This is a genomic window from Erythrobacter sp. LQ02-29 (assembly GCF_022576075.2).
Classification (GTDB): Bacteria; Pseudomonadota; Alphaproteobacteria; order Sphingomonadales; family Sphingomonadaceae; genus Alteriqipengyuania.
In genome coordinates this window covers 2,332,511-2,347,488 of sequence record NZ_JANCNT010000001.1, presented here as the reverse complement: position 1 = coordinate 2,347,488, position 14,978 = coordinate 2,332,511, and the positions used below count along the sequence as shown (strand labels likewise).

At 59.7% G+C, this 14,978-nt stretch carries 10 protein-coding genes; 4 read left to right on the top strand and 6 right to left on the bottom strand.

The features are described from left to right. Positions 1-11: 11 nt before the first annotated feature. Positions 12-767, top strand: coding sequence for a hypothetical protein (locus MKP08_RS11560; RefSeq protein WP_241553950.1), 756 nt, complete (start codon positions 12-14; stop codon positions 765-767). Positions 768-1,061: 294 nt separating this feature from the next. Then, the gene (locus MKP08_RS11555; RefSeq protein ID WP_241553949.1) at positions 1,062-2,369 is read left to right on the top strand and encodes a DNA cytosine methyltransferase; all 1,308 of its coding nucleotides are present in this window, start codon (positions 1,062-1,064) and stop codon (positions 2,367-2,369) included. A gap of 20 nt (positions 2,370-2,389) precedes the next feature. Here the strand turns inward: MKP08_RS11555 and MKP08_RS11550 are convergent, their stop codons facing one another. Beyond that, a complete protein-coding gene (locus tag MKP08_RS11550; protein WP_241553948.1) occupies positions 2,390-3,700 on the bottom strand; it encodes a hypothetical protein in 1,311 nt (436 codons plus the stop codon). 3 nt (positions 3,701-3,703) lie between these two features. Continuing rightward, complete coding sequence (locus MKP08_RS11545) at positions 3,704-5,419, bottom strand: AAA family ATPase (RefSeq protein WP_241553947.1); 1,716 nt, start codon at positions 5,417-5,419, stop codon at positions 3,704-3,706. A gap of 292 nt (positions 5,420-5,711) precedes the next feature. Here MKP08_RS11545 and MKP08_RS11540 point away from each other — a divergent pair, with 292 nt between their 5' ends. Beyond that, positions 5,712-7,340: an ATP-dependent endonuclease gene (locus tag MKP08_RS11540; protein ID WP_241553946.1), complete on the top strand. Its 1,629-nt coding sequence runs from the start codon at positions 5,712-5,714 to the stop codon at positions 7,338-7,340. A gap of 449 nt (positions 7,341-7,789) precedes the next feature. Here the strand turns inward: MKP08_RS11540 and MKP08_RS11535 are convergent, their stop codons facing one another. After that, positions 7,790-8,707: a DUF1259 domain-containing protein gene (locus MKP08_RS11535; RefSeq protein WP_225081837.1), complete on the bottom strand. Its 918-nt coding sequence runs from the start codon at positions 8,705-8,707 to the stop codon at positions 7,790-7,792. 23 nt (positions 8,708-8,730) lie between these two features. Then, positions 8,731-10,125 carry a chromate efflux transporter gene (gene chrA / locus MKP08_RS11530; RefSeq protein ID WP_067673225.1) on the bottom strand — a complete coding sequence of 465 codons (1,395 nt, stop codon included), beginning with the start codon at positions 10,123-10,125 and terminating at the stop codon, positions 8,731-8,733. A gap of 1,074 nt (positions 10,126-11,199) precedes the next feature. Between chrA and MKP08_RS11525 the strand changes: the two genes are divergently transcribed. Next, on the top strand, positions 11,200-13,008 hold the full coding sequence (locus tag MKP08_RS11525) for an SLC13 family permease (RefSeq protein ID WP_241553945.1): 1,809 nt from the start codon (positions 11,200-11,202) through the stop codon (positions 13,006-13,008). A gap of 79 nt (positions 13,009-13,087) precedes the next feature. Here the strand turns inward: MKP08_RS11525 and MKP08_RS11520 are convergent, their stop codons facing one another. Together MKP08_RS11520 and MKP08_RS11515 are read right to left on the bottom strand one after the other, a co-directional pair. Continuing rightward, positions 13,088-13,291 carry a hypothetical protein gene (locus tag MKP08_RS11520; protein WP_371819616.1) on the bottom strand — a complete coding sequence of 68 codons (204 nt, stop codon included), beginning with the start codon at positions 13,289-13,291 and terminating at the stop codon, positions 13,088-13,090. 15 nt (positions 13,292-13,306) lie between these two features. After that, complete coding sequence (locus tag MKP08_RS11515; RefSeq protein WP_241553944.1) at positions 13,307-14,902, bottom strand: isocitrate lyase; 1,596 nt, start codon at positions 14,900-14,902, stop codon at positions 13,307-13,309. Between the last annotated feature and the right edge of the window lie 76 nt (positions 14,903-14,978).

Below are 14,978 nucleotides of genomic sequence, written 5' to 3'. Positions count from 1 at the left end.
GGAAAAGGCACATGAAAACGCATACTTACCTCGCGCTCGATCTCGAAATGTATTGGGACGAGCACCTCTTTGAAGCTCACCGCGCGATTGATCCGAAATCCGACCGGCGGGCTACCGCGGTCAAACGCGTAATGGCGGCATCCGTGTTCGAGTTCTCCGTCGATGCCGAGGGCCGCGTCGCCACGGGCGAGGTCGCATCCTGGACCGAATATGATTGGGGTGACGAACAAGCGGTCGTTGCGCAGCTTTTCGATTACTTGCGCGCCCGGGCCGATACGCCCGTGCTCACCTTTGGTGGCTTGGCCACCGATATTCCCGTGCTCGTGCTTGCAAGTATGGCTCATGGTTTGCGGCTACCCCCGCAGCTGATCGACCAGCCTGGGCGCAAGGGACCGCGGCCTCATCTTGACCTGTGCTTGATGCTGAGGGGAGGTGGACGAACATGGTCGCATTTGAGCCAAGTGCTTCTTCGCCTCGGTATCCCGGAAGAGCTGATCGCTGCGAAGCCTAGCGTCTCGCGTCCAAGGCAAAGCGCCGAATGGCGGGTTTTGCGTGATCATGTCGAACTCGATTGCCTGCTGCTCGCGATTGCGAAGATTGGATGGCTTATTGCGCAAGGACACGACGGCTTGCGGTTTAAGGCCGCAGCGATTGGTCTGATCTCAGGCTTCCTGCGTCGACGGCCGGATCATGCGCTGGTGCCGATCCTGGCCGATTATTCGGTGGAGTTGGAGACCGGTTTGCGCGAGTTGGCAATACCAACCTGACGACTGTCACTTTCGTGGGGCGCGCCGCCTAGTCGCGCCCCCGAATTCTTGACATCGGTCGCCCGCTCAAGCACTAGACAGACAGGAACAACGGGAGAACGGCCTTGACAATGGGATTTTCAGTCGAAGCCAGCCTCGCCCCTGAGTCTGTAAGCGCCATCGGCTCCACACGCACAACGCCAGAACGCCCGTGACCTACATATTGTCGAATTTCCCCGTGCGTCCTCGTGACGCACGGATCGGGAAGAATCCACCCAGCGTCGATCGCGAACGGATAATGAATGGGACGCGAGCATGAGCCAAGTAGCCGAAGCGCCGAAACTGAGGTCGATCGAGCTGTTCGCAGGATGTGGCGGGCTTGCACTCGGCATGCACCGTGCTGGCTGGAACGGCCTTTTCGCTGTCGAACGGGACCCGATGGCGTTCGAGACGCTCGAGGCTAACCTTGTCGACGCAAAGGCGCCATTCCGCGCATTCGCACAATGGCCGAACTGGATGCCGCGCCAGAGCACCGACTTGGTTGCGCTTCTTGGCGACAAGGATTTCTGCGACCATCTGCGGGCCCTTCGCGGCACGGTGGACCTCATCGCCGGCGGCCCGCCCTGCCAAGGCTTTTCGGTCGGCGGCAAGCGCGACGGCGAGGACGAGCGGAACAGCTTGGTTTACCGTATGCTGGATTTCGTTGAGTTGGTGCAGCCGCGAGCGGTGTTGATCGAGAACGTCGAAGGCATGGCACGCCGATTTGTGTCCAAGCCTGGAACAGCTGGCACGTCGGTCGCCGAAGACGTGATCGCTAAGCTCGAAGATCTCGGCTACATCGCCAGCTATCACCTCATTAACTCGGCCGAATTCGGCGTGCCGCAGGCCCGCAAGCGTGTCGCCATAATTGGGGTAATGGCGGCCGGCATGACGCGTCAGGCGCTGCATGACCTGACGGCGCTCGCTGTCGAGCGCGGTGCAAAAGCTGTGCGCATGGAACATGGCCTGCCTGAGGACGGCTTCATCAGCGTGAAGGAGGCGATCGATGACTTGTCCGGAGCGCGCCTTGTGCCGAGCCCGGACAGCCCGCGCTTCAAATCTGGCACCTACACGACGGCTAAAAGCGCCTATGCCAAGTTGATGAGGGAAGGTGTTGCCGACGGCGCAATCCCGGACTCACATCGTATGTCGGTTCACGGTGAGCGCGTTCGCACGCTATACGAGCTAGCGCACCGCACTCAGCCGCCAGGTCGTCTCTCTAAAGAGTTCTTGCTCGAAAACGGCACGAAGAAGGACAAGAAGGTGTTGCTCGATCCGGCGGCGGTGGTCGCGACGATTACCACACACCCAGACGAATACATCCACTACAAGCATCCCAGGAACATAACCGTCCGCGAAATGGCGCGCCTACAATCTTTCCCAGACCTGTTCACTTTCCATGGCCGTTACACGATCAATGGCCCGCGTCGCCGGTTCGACGTCGCCCGTTGCAGCCAGGTCGGCAATGCCGTGCCGCCACTGATGGGTGAGGGCCTGGGCCGCGCGGTGATCGAGCTGCTCGGCAAGGTCGACGCACTCAGGGTCAAGGCGAAGTCTGCTGGCCGCAAGAAGGTGGATGCCTAGGAAACGTCGACGAAGCCGCGTTACGCGACCGCCTGGTCGCCGTCCTCGGCAGTCCCTTGGCCGAGATCGCCGAGCACAGTCGACAAGGCTGATGCGAGGTCTGCAGTGCGGTCCGACGACACCATGACGACATCGCCCGGTGCACCTTTCGGCACCACGTTGGTCGGTAACAGAAGGACGGCCTTCGGCATTTGGTCTGCCAAATTCGCCCAAATCCCATTGAAGTCGCGCATATAGCCGAGGACCTTGTAAACGCTGTCCCGGATATATGTCGGATCCTCCGTTTCTTTTACCTCGACGATCACCCTTCGATCAATCACACCCGCGCGAAAGCGGACCGTGATGTCCGGCCGCCGTTCGCCGCCTGTCACTCCGTCGTGCGATCCAACAAGCTGCAGGTATTCGGATCCGCAGCCAGGAAAGATGGTGCTGGGCACCTGGTTGTAGAAGACGTCGGCCTTCACGCCATCGGCGCGCTGATATGTCGCCACTGCTTGGCGGCCGCGCTGGATGAGGCCATATCCCTTGGGCTCTCCGAAACCGAGGGCATCCTGAACTGCCTGCATTACCAGAATGAGCGAGTAGAGCTCGAACAGATCCTCGCTCGACACCGGCGCCAGCCAGCCCTTACGGAGAAGCTCGAGGACCTGCGCCCACTTGCCGCGGACCACTGACTGGTCGAAGTCGCGGGCCAAGTGCGCAAGCCGCGAATAGCGATGGTCGCGGTGGCGCACCGCGGTCGACAACATACGCGCGCTGATTCGGTGCTCGAGCTCGACGCTCTGCAAGTATGTGTTCGCCAAGCCGCGCGTCGCGGCGTCGCGGAGGCCAGCGAAGCGCTGTGGCAGAGCGCCTGTGCCGCGCCGTGACATTTCGTTCGACGCCCTTACCACCCGCGTCAGGAACAGCTTCAGCAGTCGGTTCTCTGGGATGTCGGCAGACTTCTCGATGTGCTGGACCAAGTAGCGACCGCGCGGCACTGCGCCCGACAGTCGACCGAGGGTGGTATCCTGCCACATCACGCGGCCCTTAAAAGATGGCTCCACCGAAGGCGGCGAGGAGCGCGATCCGTGGCCGAGATTCTTGAGCAGCACGGGAAGATCGCGAAAGATGAATTGCTCGACCTCCGGCTGCGACAGCCAATACGCGCTAGCCAGAAGCTCGACGCTGCCGCCGCGATCGTCGAGCCGCTCGAGGAATAACTGAACGTCGACCTCGCTGCCGTCCTTGAACGCTGGCATGAACTCGAGATCGCGCCCCGGCAGCAGATAGCGGCCCGCACTGCCCGTGTCGCAGATTGCTCTCGCCCAAGTCTCGCGCCGCGACGCCAATGATTATTCCATCGCGCCGGTAAAGGTACGCAGACGCGCGATGCTCTCGACAGGCAGTTCCTGCATGCCAAGTCCGGCAGCAATGCTGGCTGCGATGTCGGCGGTTTGTTCGTGTAAGCCCTCGAATTGAGGGAACAGGAAGGATTCAAGCGCCGTCAAGACTAGCTTCGCGGGATCGTCCTCGTATCGCCGCATGCGGTCGATGAAGCGAACGATGTCGAGAGGGATGGCGGGACCAACCCGCAAGCCCAGCGCGCCGAGACCAGTGCCGCCCTCAACAGCGAAGATGGCAACGAGCAGCTCGACGATTGCATCGCGCAGCGCCTGATCGTCAAGGACGGCAACAGCCGCCTCGATAATCACACGGTAATCGGCCTCGTTCGGGATCGCTATTTCAATCACCGCTACTCGGCGCGAGAATGCGAATGACATCTGGAAAAGGCTGGCCTTGTCGAAAGTATTCATCGTGCCGATCAGCCGCCAGGACGGATCAAGGCCATAGACGTGTGTGTCGGTCTCCTGAGCATTGGCCATGCCTAGGACCACGCGCCGGTAGCCGCCGTCGTCCTGACGCTTGCGGTAAGGCAGCATAATGCTTTTCCGCTTGCCGCCCAGAAGTGTGAACATCTCGCCAAACGCCTTGTCGATGTCCGCGCGGTTCATCTCGTCAATGATCAACCACTTGTTGGCCGCCATCGCCTCGGTGAAGACGCCAGGGATGAAGTCGAGCGGTTCTGCGTCGCTGCCTGCTATCGGCACCGGCATGTAGCCGCCGATCGTGTGGACCGATGTCCAGTCCGAGGTCGCGGTCACGACATCGTAGGGTTGGGGGACAGAGCGGCACACGGCCTCGGCCAGTTCGGTCTTGCCTACGCCGGGCGCACCCATTAGCAGAACGTGTTTGCCGGCCGCCAACGCGGCGACCACCTTTTCGTATGCGTCCTCCATGCCGCGAAGGTCACCTAGATCGGGATCTTCGGGCAGGTTCGCGAACCAGTCGGGCTCCGGGTCCGCCTGGGCGATTTCAGGCTGCGCTTGCTCTGCGACGGCAGGCGCGGCGCCAGCTGCGGCATCGGCCGCGAATCCATCGCCACTTGTAGCCGGAGCGGCGGGCAGATTCTCACCATAATAGAGGAGAAGGATATTCTTGCCGAACTCGCGGATCGGCTCAAGTTCATCCATCGCCTGGTCGACCGTCGCGATCAGCTTTCCTATGTCCGATTCGATGCTATCGTAGTTCTCCGCGTTTGGCGTCACAGCTTTGTAAGTCATGAACTGTTCGAATTGACGCGTGACCGCGCGAACCGACATCTCTTGCTCACGCCACCAGATATCGGCGTCGGCCCACGTCTTATACTGAAAGCCACGTTCGCGCTCCAGCGGGTTCAGCAAGTTCTCGAGCTCGTGCCGGACGTAGGTTGCGGCGCGACGAGGTTCGGCTTGTTCAGCACGTGCGGCCCCGAGAAATATGCCCATGAGCAACTTTGTGGGATTCTGTCCCACCAGCCACAAGCGAACGTAGACGATGCCGAAGGAGTCATGCTTATCGACGATGCCGTCGGGATAAATGTCAAGAAAACGCGATGGCACTCCGGTAGGAAGGTCGCGAGCACCGCTCGACCATGCAAACTCGTGCTTCAGGTCGAGACTGGTTAGGAAAGCCTCGAGCCCCTTTCCCAAAGCCACTGGATCATCGACTACGAACTCCTCGATGAACAATTACTTCCCCCTAAGAATCACCGGCGTTTCAAAAGCATGCCCCAGAAGGAATAGATCGGGAACGGTGTTAAGCCAAGCGGGTGACAATATCCTCTGACCGCTCTTGCAGCTTCGGCAGGAAGTTGATGATGGAACAGTCCCGCTGAGGGTGCGGGGAGCTTTGCGAGATGGTGTCAACGGCTATGATCTCGGCACGGGAGAGTATTTGCCCTCGCGATCGCCAAGACTGGTGGTAGCCGTCTACTGAGATACGCTGGCAGCGGCGCAGGTGGTTTAAGGAGTAGAGACCAAGATGCGGATCACGCGAGTTCAAATTCGAAACTGGCGTTCTATCAAGGACGTGGATTTCTATCCCTCGGACATCACGGTGCTTGTTGGTCCCAACAACGCTGGGAAGACCAATATCCTTAGCGCGATCAACTTCATTATGGGTGACCGCTGGCCGATGCCCGCGAACCTAGCCGATCAGGATTTCTATGCCGGTGACCGCACAAGGGACGTTTATATCGGCCTTCATCTAGATGACCCTAATTATTCATTCTTAGAATTCGACACGAGCAAACCGCAATACGCATTGTCGTGCTTCGATCAGAATGGAATTCCGATCCGCCCTTTTACCGGTGCCCAAAGAGAAGAGATTGCGTTCGCATATGTCGATGCGGCCCGCAGCTTTGACCGTCAATTCGGCGTTTCACGTTGGACTATGTTTGGCCAAGCCGTTCGGCATCTCCACAACGATCTGAAACGGAACGATAGTGGAGATAAGCTCGGCCCCTTGAAAGCCGCACTCAATTCAGCCCACCAAATCCTCAAGACCGACTTATATGTGAAATTCGAGAATTCGCTTCGCGATGCTTTCGCAGCTCAATTGCGATCGTCCGGCTATGACGTCTCCTTCGAGTTTCGAACCATCGACGAGACCAACCTCTACCGGAGCCTTTATCCGATGTTGGTGGAGAACGGAGAGGCGAAGTCCCCGCAGGAAGTGGGTAGCGGCGTCCGTAATCTCCTCGTCTTAGCCCTCTTTCAGGCTTTTGCCGAGAGCTTCCGCGGAGGTGCAATCCTTGGGATTGAGGAGCCAGAGCTTTATCTTCATCCCCACGCTCAACGGAGCTTGATCGGTCAGTTTGAAGAGCTAGCCGCGCTCGGAAACCAGATTTTCATCTCCAGTCACAGCTCTACATTCCTTGATGTCACTATGAGCGAGCGTATCGTAGTGGTGGATCGCTGCGCAGACGATGAAGAGGAAGTCTGCACCTCAGTCCGGACGAGTTCTATGGCGAAGCTGCTCGGCTTGCGGCAAAGTCTCTATCCCAACTCCCAAATGACCGAAGAAACGGTGAGGGCCTTCCTACGCAACGTGCGAAGCTCTGAAATGGCTGAACCGTTCTTCGCGCGGCTGGTCATTATCGTGGAGGGGCCGTCTGAGCGCGAGGCCCTTCCGGTTTTACTGCAAAAGGCGGGGCTGAACCTCGATCAAGAAGGCATTTCCATTGTGTCTGCGGGCGGCAAGACCGTTGTTGATACGCTCGTTCATCTCTACTCCGCGCATGAGATTCCCGTCTACACGATCTTCGACAACGATAAGGCGAAGCCGCCGGCCAAACGAGCATTTAACAAAACGCTATGTCGAATGCTCGGTCTGCCCGAAACCGATTTGCCACTTGCCATCGTCGCTGCGAATTACGCCGTGATGGACGGCGATTGGGAAAACCAGATGGCGACTGATGTGGATGCCGAATGGGGCGCTGGCACCTATGCTCAACTGACAACGGACGCTAGAATGGGCCTTCAAATTCAGGACGGCCGCAAACCATTAATTGCGCGCTTTATAGCTGAACGGCTTGTCGCCTCGAGTCGTGTTCCTCAGTTCATTTTCGATCTTGCTTCGGCCATCCGGAATAGACTGCCTGAGCGGTAACCTGGTTAAAGATATCTGTGGTGTTGTTTGCCTAGTCTGTCCGTCTCTATCGTAGGGCATGACTCTGATCCAACTTGTAGAAAATCAGGGGGGCTGGTCAGAAGCTTTCGGGGCCGTAAGCGTTGTGTCTGCTTTTGGAACTCGGATGCAAGAAAGCGGCCTGGCGGCTAACGACGCCAAAGCGGCCATGTGAGACAGCCTCCTGCTTCCCGATATCTGCCGTCGACTCAGCTTATGCGCTTCAGCCATTTTGGGGCCGCTTCGAGACAGTCTGGTTTCGGGCGTTTTCCTAAGGAAACGGACAATCCGTTCGCAACCCAAATCGCATTCAAAGGCAACCCCGTAAAGATAACGACATAACTCACGTCCCGGCCATTTCGAAGACAATGCCTGTCGCAATGAGGTGCAAGCGATCGCTGCCTTACTGATTTTTATCGGAATGGTTGCGCCTATCCGGTTTCGGCCTGTGCGTTACGGGCAGCAGCAATCGCCGCTGCAAGCTCTTTTGCTGGACCCACTCCCCAGTAGTGGAGGAAGTAAAACATCGGTTCACCGCCGATCATGTGGTTATGCAATGCTACGATATGGATATCCCGCTCGCGCAGTGCGCGGAGCACGGGCTGGACTTCGTCCTCGGTCATGATGAAGTCACCATCCACGGCGGCAAGGTCGTTGGTGCCCGAGAACGCCGCCCAGGTCGTAAGCCCCATCGAACCACCGATCTCAACGCCGTGCATGCGGCCTTGGCGAGCGAAGGTGTATTTCACGACACCATCGGCGATGCTTGGCTCGGTGCCCAAGATTTCGCTCAGCGCCAGGGCTTCGATCGTGCCGTTTGCATCCGGCGTCATGCCACCGAAACTGCGCTGCGGCGTCGGCGAGGCGGCGCGCACTTCCTTGATGGCATCCCAGACGGCTTTTACACCCGCTGCCATCTTGGCGGTTTCCCCATGCCCGCCGATATGCATAAAATAGACCGGCGGATCGTCGAATATGAAATGATTGTGCAGCGCGGTGACGGTCAACCCGTTGGCGAGGGCAGCGTCCATCGCGGCTGTTATCTCATCCTCGAATACGACCGTGTCGCCCATGACCATCACTCCGCCATCGACGGGTTTGAAGGCAGCCCATGAGCCGAGACCTGCCGGGGGATCGAGGCGCATGCCGTCGACCATCACCGGCACGTCGGCGCGCGTCCAACCGATGCGTGCGACCCCATCGTCGGTCATGGTGACCTCCGAGTGCGATGCCTCGAAAATTAGCGCCTCGAGATTGCCGAGATTATCCTGCGCGTGAAGAGCCGCCGACATCGCTGATAGCGATAGAGCCAAGCCGCCGACGAACAATGTTCTGCGTAATTGCTTCATCTTAGTTCTCCTTGGATGTGATTTCAGGTGCCAGCCATCGTTGCGAGGTAATACAGCGACCCAATGAGTGCGCTCACGAAGAGAACGAGCAACATCCCGATCTTGAAGCGCAGCATAGCGATCAGGGCCGCAGCGGCAATGACGACGGAGGCGACGTCGATCGTGGCGAAGTCCGGCACGAGCAGGCGTGCGCCGTAACCTCGAACCTCGTCAAGCCGTGCGAAGGCAACGTGCAGCGCAAACCAGATGGCAAGGTTTAGGATCACACCGACGACTGCTGCCGTCACCGCCGAAAGCGCCGCTGTCAGAAGCTTCACGCCGCGCAGTTTTTCGATAAATGGCGCACCAAGGAAAATCCATAGGAAGCACGGCACGAACGTGACCCACGTGACGATGACCGAAGCCGCGATGCCCGAAGCCACCGGGCCTAACATGTCTGCTTCGCGATATCCCCCCATGAACCCCACGAATTGGACGACCTGGATCAGTGGACCCGGCGTGGTCTCCGCCATGCCCAACCCATCGAGTATTTCACCGGGGGCAAGCCAGCCATGCGTCTGCACGGCTTCCTGCGCCATATAGGCCAGCACGGCATACGCGCCCCCGAATGTCACGACCGCGAGCTTGGAGAAGAAAACCGCCAGTTCCGTGAACACGTGATTTGGGCCAACAAGAAGGATCAGCGCAATTATGGGAGCTGCCCAGATGCTGCCCCAGATCAAGGCCGTGCGGACTGCTCCGCGCCATGTAGGCTGCGCTTTCGCCATGCCACCTGTATGAAGCACGGCTTCCGGCTCGCTCTCCCCGTCCTCGGTCGTTTCACGGGCGCGAATGACCAGAAACCGTGCAGGATCGAAATGCCCTCCAAGAAAACCGACCAGCGCGGCGGCCGCGATAATCAGCGGGAAAGGTGCATCGAATGCGAATATCGCCACGAAGGCTGCGGCGGCAATCAGATACATGGGCCAAGTTTTCAATGCCCTTTTCCCGATGCGCAGCAGGGCCTCGATGACTATGGCGAGCACCGCCGCCTTAATGCCGAAGAAAATCGCCTGGACGAAGCTGGCCTCCTGAAAACTGGCATAGAGCACGCTAAGCGCCATAATGCTGAGGAAGCCGGGAAGGACGAACAGGCATCCTGCGACGAGGCCACCGCGAACGCCGTGGAGCAACCAGCCAATATAGGTGGCAAGCTGCATGGCTTCCGGTCCGGGCAGGAGCATGCAGTAATTGAGCGCATGCAGGAACCGGTTCTCGCCGATCCAGCGCTTTTCATCGACTAGAATGCGGTGCATCACCGCGATCTGGCCGGCTGGCCCACCAAAGCTCAACGCGGCTATGCGCGCCCAGACACGCACCCCATCGGAAAACGGGATCGGAGTTTGTTCTACGGAACCTGAATTAGCGGGAGAATTCATCAACGCGTCCTTCGCACACAGCTCATCGAGCCGGACTTGGGCGCATTGCCTTACCGGGCGCCGGAATAAGTGCCCGAAGTCAAACTGCTAGATCATTGATCTGGTGTTGTCAAAAGCCTTACGCGAACAGTCTGCCTTGCCCTTGGAGAATGTCGGCTTTCGAAATCTGGATCTGTATCTTCAATTTCCGGAATGAGGGCGCGTAGCTGCCGGGGCTTGCTACTTGCCTCGACGGCGGCTTTCGCGGCTTAGCCTCCTGAAAGCGGACCGGAAGCTTTCCACCCCATTCCCGCCATTCTGGCCGAGCATTGGTCACGCCGTTAGCGGAACAGTATCTTGCTATGACAATTCGGATGAAATCCGCTTCATGGAGTTAAGCAGAAAGGCATCTCCGCGGCATTTTGTATGCTGGAATTTTTCATGCCCTTCTCCGTTCAACACCAGATAACCACCAGTGCTTGAGACTCTATCTCCGGTTCTGACAGACAAGCCTCCGTTCGGAGCCGGTAACGTAAATCCCTCCTTTGCGAATTGGGTCCCTGCCGGAAAAATGAGCAGAGTAGATTGGCCCCGATCTTGGACTGAAAAGCATCCGTTTCTCAGTTCGATGTGACCTGCGAGCTTACCAGACAAACGCACTCCGTTATCGACATATTGAGGCCTGAATTGATCGGTCGTGGAGCAGGCAAGCGTGAGCCACGTCATTACCATGACAGAAACTGCGCGAACTCGACTGTTGCGAACCATGCGGAAAAAACCGGGACAAACTCTTTCTGTTCCAGCGTCACATAGATGGCAATTATCCACCCTAACTTCGGACATTCCGGGGCCGCTCGGAACTTCCTGAAAGCGGACGTCACCGAAGTCTGAGCCCATGACTGAATTTCGAGAGTGGCGGGCGATTTAGCTAATGACCGAGACTGAAGCGCAAAGCGGAACCAATTAAGGCAAGTCAGTCGAAATTCTCCAATGTTTTGAGTGCCCATCTTTGTCCTCTTCTGGGCACCACACACGCACTACCAGTCACGAACCGCTTGTGATCGACGCGGGTTTCTGGAATTCGGAACCCGCACAATGATCCCGGTCCCATCCCCTCACGCAATTGCCGCGATGGCTGTCACCATCGCGATGTTCGTGGCGTTCGCGCGCGGGAAGATGTCGATCGAGATCGTGTCGTTGCTCACGATCGCGGTCATTGCCGTGGGCCTGTATTTCTTCCCGCTGCCGGGCACGCAGCAGACCGACGGGCTGCAACTCGCCTTCTCCGGCTTCGGGCATTACGCGCTCATTACGATCTGCGCCTTGATGATCATGGGGCGCGGCCTAGTCGTCACCGGCGCTCTCGAGCCGGTCGCCAGAGCGCTGGAGCGGTTGTTCAAATACAACCTGCAACTCGGCCTGCTCATTTCGCTGCTGATGGCAGTCTTCCTGTCCATGGCGGTGAACGACACCCCCGTGCTCGTCCTGCTCCTGCCCATATTCGTCCAGCTGGCCGCGCGGGGCGCAATGCCGGCGTCGAAGACTCTCATCCCGCTGAACGCCGCGGTCCTGATTGGCGGAATGGCGACGACCATCGGCACCTCGACGAACATCCTGGTCGTCTCGATCGCGAACGACCTGGGAATGCCGCGCATGGGGGTGTTCCACTATACGCCCATCGTGCTGCTCGCGGGCGCGATCGCGCTGCCCTATCTGTGGTTGGTGATGCCGCGCCTGCTCGGTGACAACCGCGTCGAGGAAGTGGCGCAGCGGCGGCGGTTTCACACACGGTTGCGGATCGACGAGGAAAGCGGGCTGCGCGGTCAGGAACTTGCGACGATCATGTCGCGCATGCCGTCGGAAATCGAGTTCGAGGGCACCCCAAGTGGCCCGCTGCAAGCCCAGCAGCGCCTGCGCATGTCGGGCACGCACGAGGCGCTGGAGGAGGCCCTGCGCACGCTGAAGGGTGCGATCGCGCCCACCTGGGTGCTCGACCGTATCCGGCGCCAGGCCGACCAGAAAAACGAGACCATCCTGGTCAGGGAAATGTCGGTCACCGCCGATTCCCGGCTGATCAATCGCACGCTGCCCACGTCCGGCGTGGCGGATCTGTATGGCGTGGTCATTCTCGGCATTCATCGGCCGGAACGACTGGTGCGCGAACGCGAGGTTTACAGCGAAGGCGGCGATCTGCGGATTGCGGAAGGGGACGTCCTGCTGGTGATGGGCCTGCCGGAGGGGCTGGATGCCTTCGCTCGGGACGACAGCCTGCTGATGCTCGAAGGCGCGCGGGAATTGCCCCGCCGTTCGAAGGCCACGCTAGCCGCCGCGATCATGGTCGGGGCGATCGGGACCGCCTCGATCGGGTTGTTCCCGATCGCGATCTCGGCGCTGGCAGGCGCGATCGTGATGTTCGTAACCGGGTGCGTGAAGTTCGACCGCGTCGGCCGAGCGCTGTCGGCAAAGGTGATCGTGCTGGTCGCGGCCAGCATCGCCATCGGGCGGATCATCGACGACAGCGGGGCGGCGGACTGGATCGGACAGGTGATGTCCTCCGGCCTGCAATATCTCAGCCCCGCGCTGGTGCTCGCCGCGATCATGCTGTGTGTGACGGTGCTCACCAATTTCGCATCGAATGCGACCGCGGCCACGGTCGGGACGCCGATCGCCTTCAGCATCGCGCAGCAACTCGGCCTGCCGGCAGAGCCGCTGGTCCTCGCCGTGCTGTTCGGCTGCAACCTCTGCTACGCGACCCCGATCGCATATCAGACCAACATGCTGATCATGTCGGAAGGGTCGTACGAGTTTTCGGATTATATCCGCACGGGCGTGCCCCTGGTGCTGCTGATGGTGACGACATTGTCCGTCCTGCTGGTTCTGACCTACGGCATGCGTCTGATTTGACCGAGTGCTTCGCGCGAGCGCATGAAATGGCCGCCGGAATTGCTCCCGGCGGCCATCCTCTCCCAACTCTGACGGTGGGTTACTCGGCGTCCGGCACGTAGGTGCCGAGGCGGTGATGCAGGGCGTTGATCCGTGCCAGCTCCTCGCGATCTTCCGTCGCGCGCGCATGGCTGGTCAGCGCCGCGCGCAGCAGGCGGAAATCGGCGGTCGAGAACAGGGCGCGGGCGCGGCCCGGTTCGCGTGGCCGCTCGGTCTGGGGCTTCTCTTCGGTCATGGTGGTCATCCTCTTTCTCCTTGGTCAGGCGGCGAACTGGTTCATCGTATTCGCCGTGCCGCCAGCCTTCAGCGCGGCTTCACCGGCGAAATATTCCTTGTGGTCGTCTCCGATATCGGAACCGGCCATGTTCTGGTGCTTCACGCAGGCGATACCTTGGCGGATCTCCTCGCGCTGGACCTGCTTGACGTAGCCCAGCATGCCTTCCTCGCCGAAATAGCGCTTGGCGAGATTGTCGGTGCTGAGCGCGGCGGTGTGGTAAGTCGGCAGGGTGATGAGGTGGTGGAATATACCCGCCTCCCGCGCCGCATCGGCCTGGAAGGTCCGGATGCGCTCGTCCGCATCCTGAGCCAGCTCGGTCCCGTCGTAGTCGATGCTCATCAACCGGTCGCGGTCGTATTGCGACAGATCGCGACCTTCTTCTGCCCATGCATCATACACTTGCTGGCGGAAGTTCAGCGTCCAGTTGAAGCTGGGCGAGTTGTTGTATACCAGCTTCGCGTTCGGGATCACTTCGCGGATGCGGTCGACCATGCCGCCGATCTGGCCGATATGCGGCTTCTCGGTTTCGATCCACAGCAGGTCGGCTCCGTTCTGAAGCGCGGTGATGCAGTCGAGCACACAGCGGTCCTCACCCGTTCCGGGCCGGAACTGGTAGAGATTGCTCGGCAGCCGCTTGGGCGCCATCACCTTGCCGTCGCGGCTGATGAAGACCTGCCCATTGCCGATGTCGGCGGGATCGACCTCCTCGCAGTCGAGATAGGCGTTGTACTGGTCGCCAAGATCGCCGGGCTCCTTGGAATAGGCGATCTGCTTGGTAAGCCCGGCCCCCAGGCTGTCCGTGCGTGCGACGATGATCCCATCGGGAACGCCCATTTCGAGGAAAGCATAGCGGATCGCGCGGATCTTCTGGAGGAAGTCCTCGTGCGGCACGGTGACCTTGCCGTCCTGGTGGCCGCACTGCTTCTCGTCGGAAACCTGATTCTCGATCTGAAGCGCGCAGGCGCCGGCCTCGATCATCTTCTTGGCAAGCAGGTACGTCGCCTCCGCATTGCCGAAACCGGCGTCGATATCCGCGATGATCGGCACGACATGCGTTTCGTGGCTGTCGATGGTGTGCTGGATTCGCTGCGCCTCGACCTCGTCGCCGGACTCGCGCGCCCGGTCGAGGTCGCGGAACAGCATTCCCAGTTCGCGCGCGTCGGCCTGCTTCAGGAAGGTGTAGAGTTCCTTGATCAGGGCGGGCACGCTCGTCTTCTCGTGCATCGACTGATCGGGTAGCGGACCGAACTCGCTGCGCAGGGCGGCGACCATCCAGCCGGAGAGGTAGAGGTAGCGCCGCTTCGTCGAGCCGAAATGCTTCTTGATGGAAATCATCTTCTGCTGCGCGACGAAGCCGTGCCAGCAGCCCAGCGACTGCGTGTAATTGGCTGGGTCCGCGTCGTATGCGGCCATGTCCTCGCGCATGATCTTCGCGGTGTAGCGCGCGATGTCGAGCCCGGTCAGGAAGCGGTTCTGGGTCCGCATCCGTGCTGCGCTGCGCGGATCGATGGAGGCCCAGGATGCGCCGTTGTCTTCGATGGTGCGCTGCAGTTCGGTGAAGTTATCTTGAAAAGTCATTTCGGTTTCTCCCGTTCGCAGGACTGAAATAGCGAACGGGGCCGGCGGTGCTATCATTCTTTACAGACTTTCTTGT

Bases quoted from the DNA above. Each gene is read 5' to 3' on its own strand.
- MKP08_RS11525 (WP_241553945.1), top strand. From the start codon at position 11,200: ATGATCCCGGTCCCATCCCCTCACGCAATTGCCGCGATGGCTGTCACC.
- chrA (WP_067673225.1), bottom strand. From the start codon at position 10,125: ATGAATTCTCCCGCTAATTCAGGTTCCGTAGAACAAACTCCGATCCCG.
- MKP08_RS11555 (WP_241553949.1), top strand. From the start codon at position 1,062: ATGAGCCAAGTAGCCGAAGCGCCGAAACTGAGGTCGATCGAGCTGTTC.
- MKP08_RS11520 (WP_371819616.1), bottom strand. From the start codon at position 13,291: ATGACCACCATGACCGAAGAGAAGCCCCAGACCGAGCGGCCACGCGAA.
- MKP08_RS11535 (WP_225081837.1), bottom strand. From the start codon at position 8,707: ATGAAGCAATTACGCAGAACATTGTTCGTCGGCGGCTTGGCTCTATCG.
- MKP08_RS11515 (WP_241553944.1), bottom strand. From the start codon at position 14,902: ATGACTTTTCAAGATAACTTCACCGAACTGCAGCGCACCATCGAAGAC.
- MKP08_RS11540 (WP_241553946.1), top strand. From the start codon at position 5,712: ATGCGGATCACGCGAGTTCAAATTCGAAACTGGCGTTCTATCAAGGAC.
- MKP08_RS11560 (WP_241553950.1), top strand. From the start codon at position 12: ATGAAAACGCATACTTACCTCGCGCTCGATCTCGAAATGTATTGGGAC.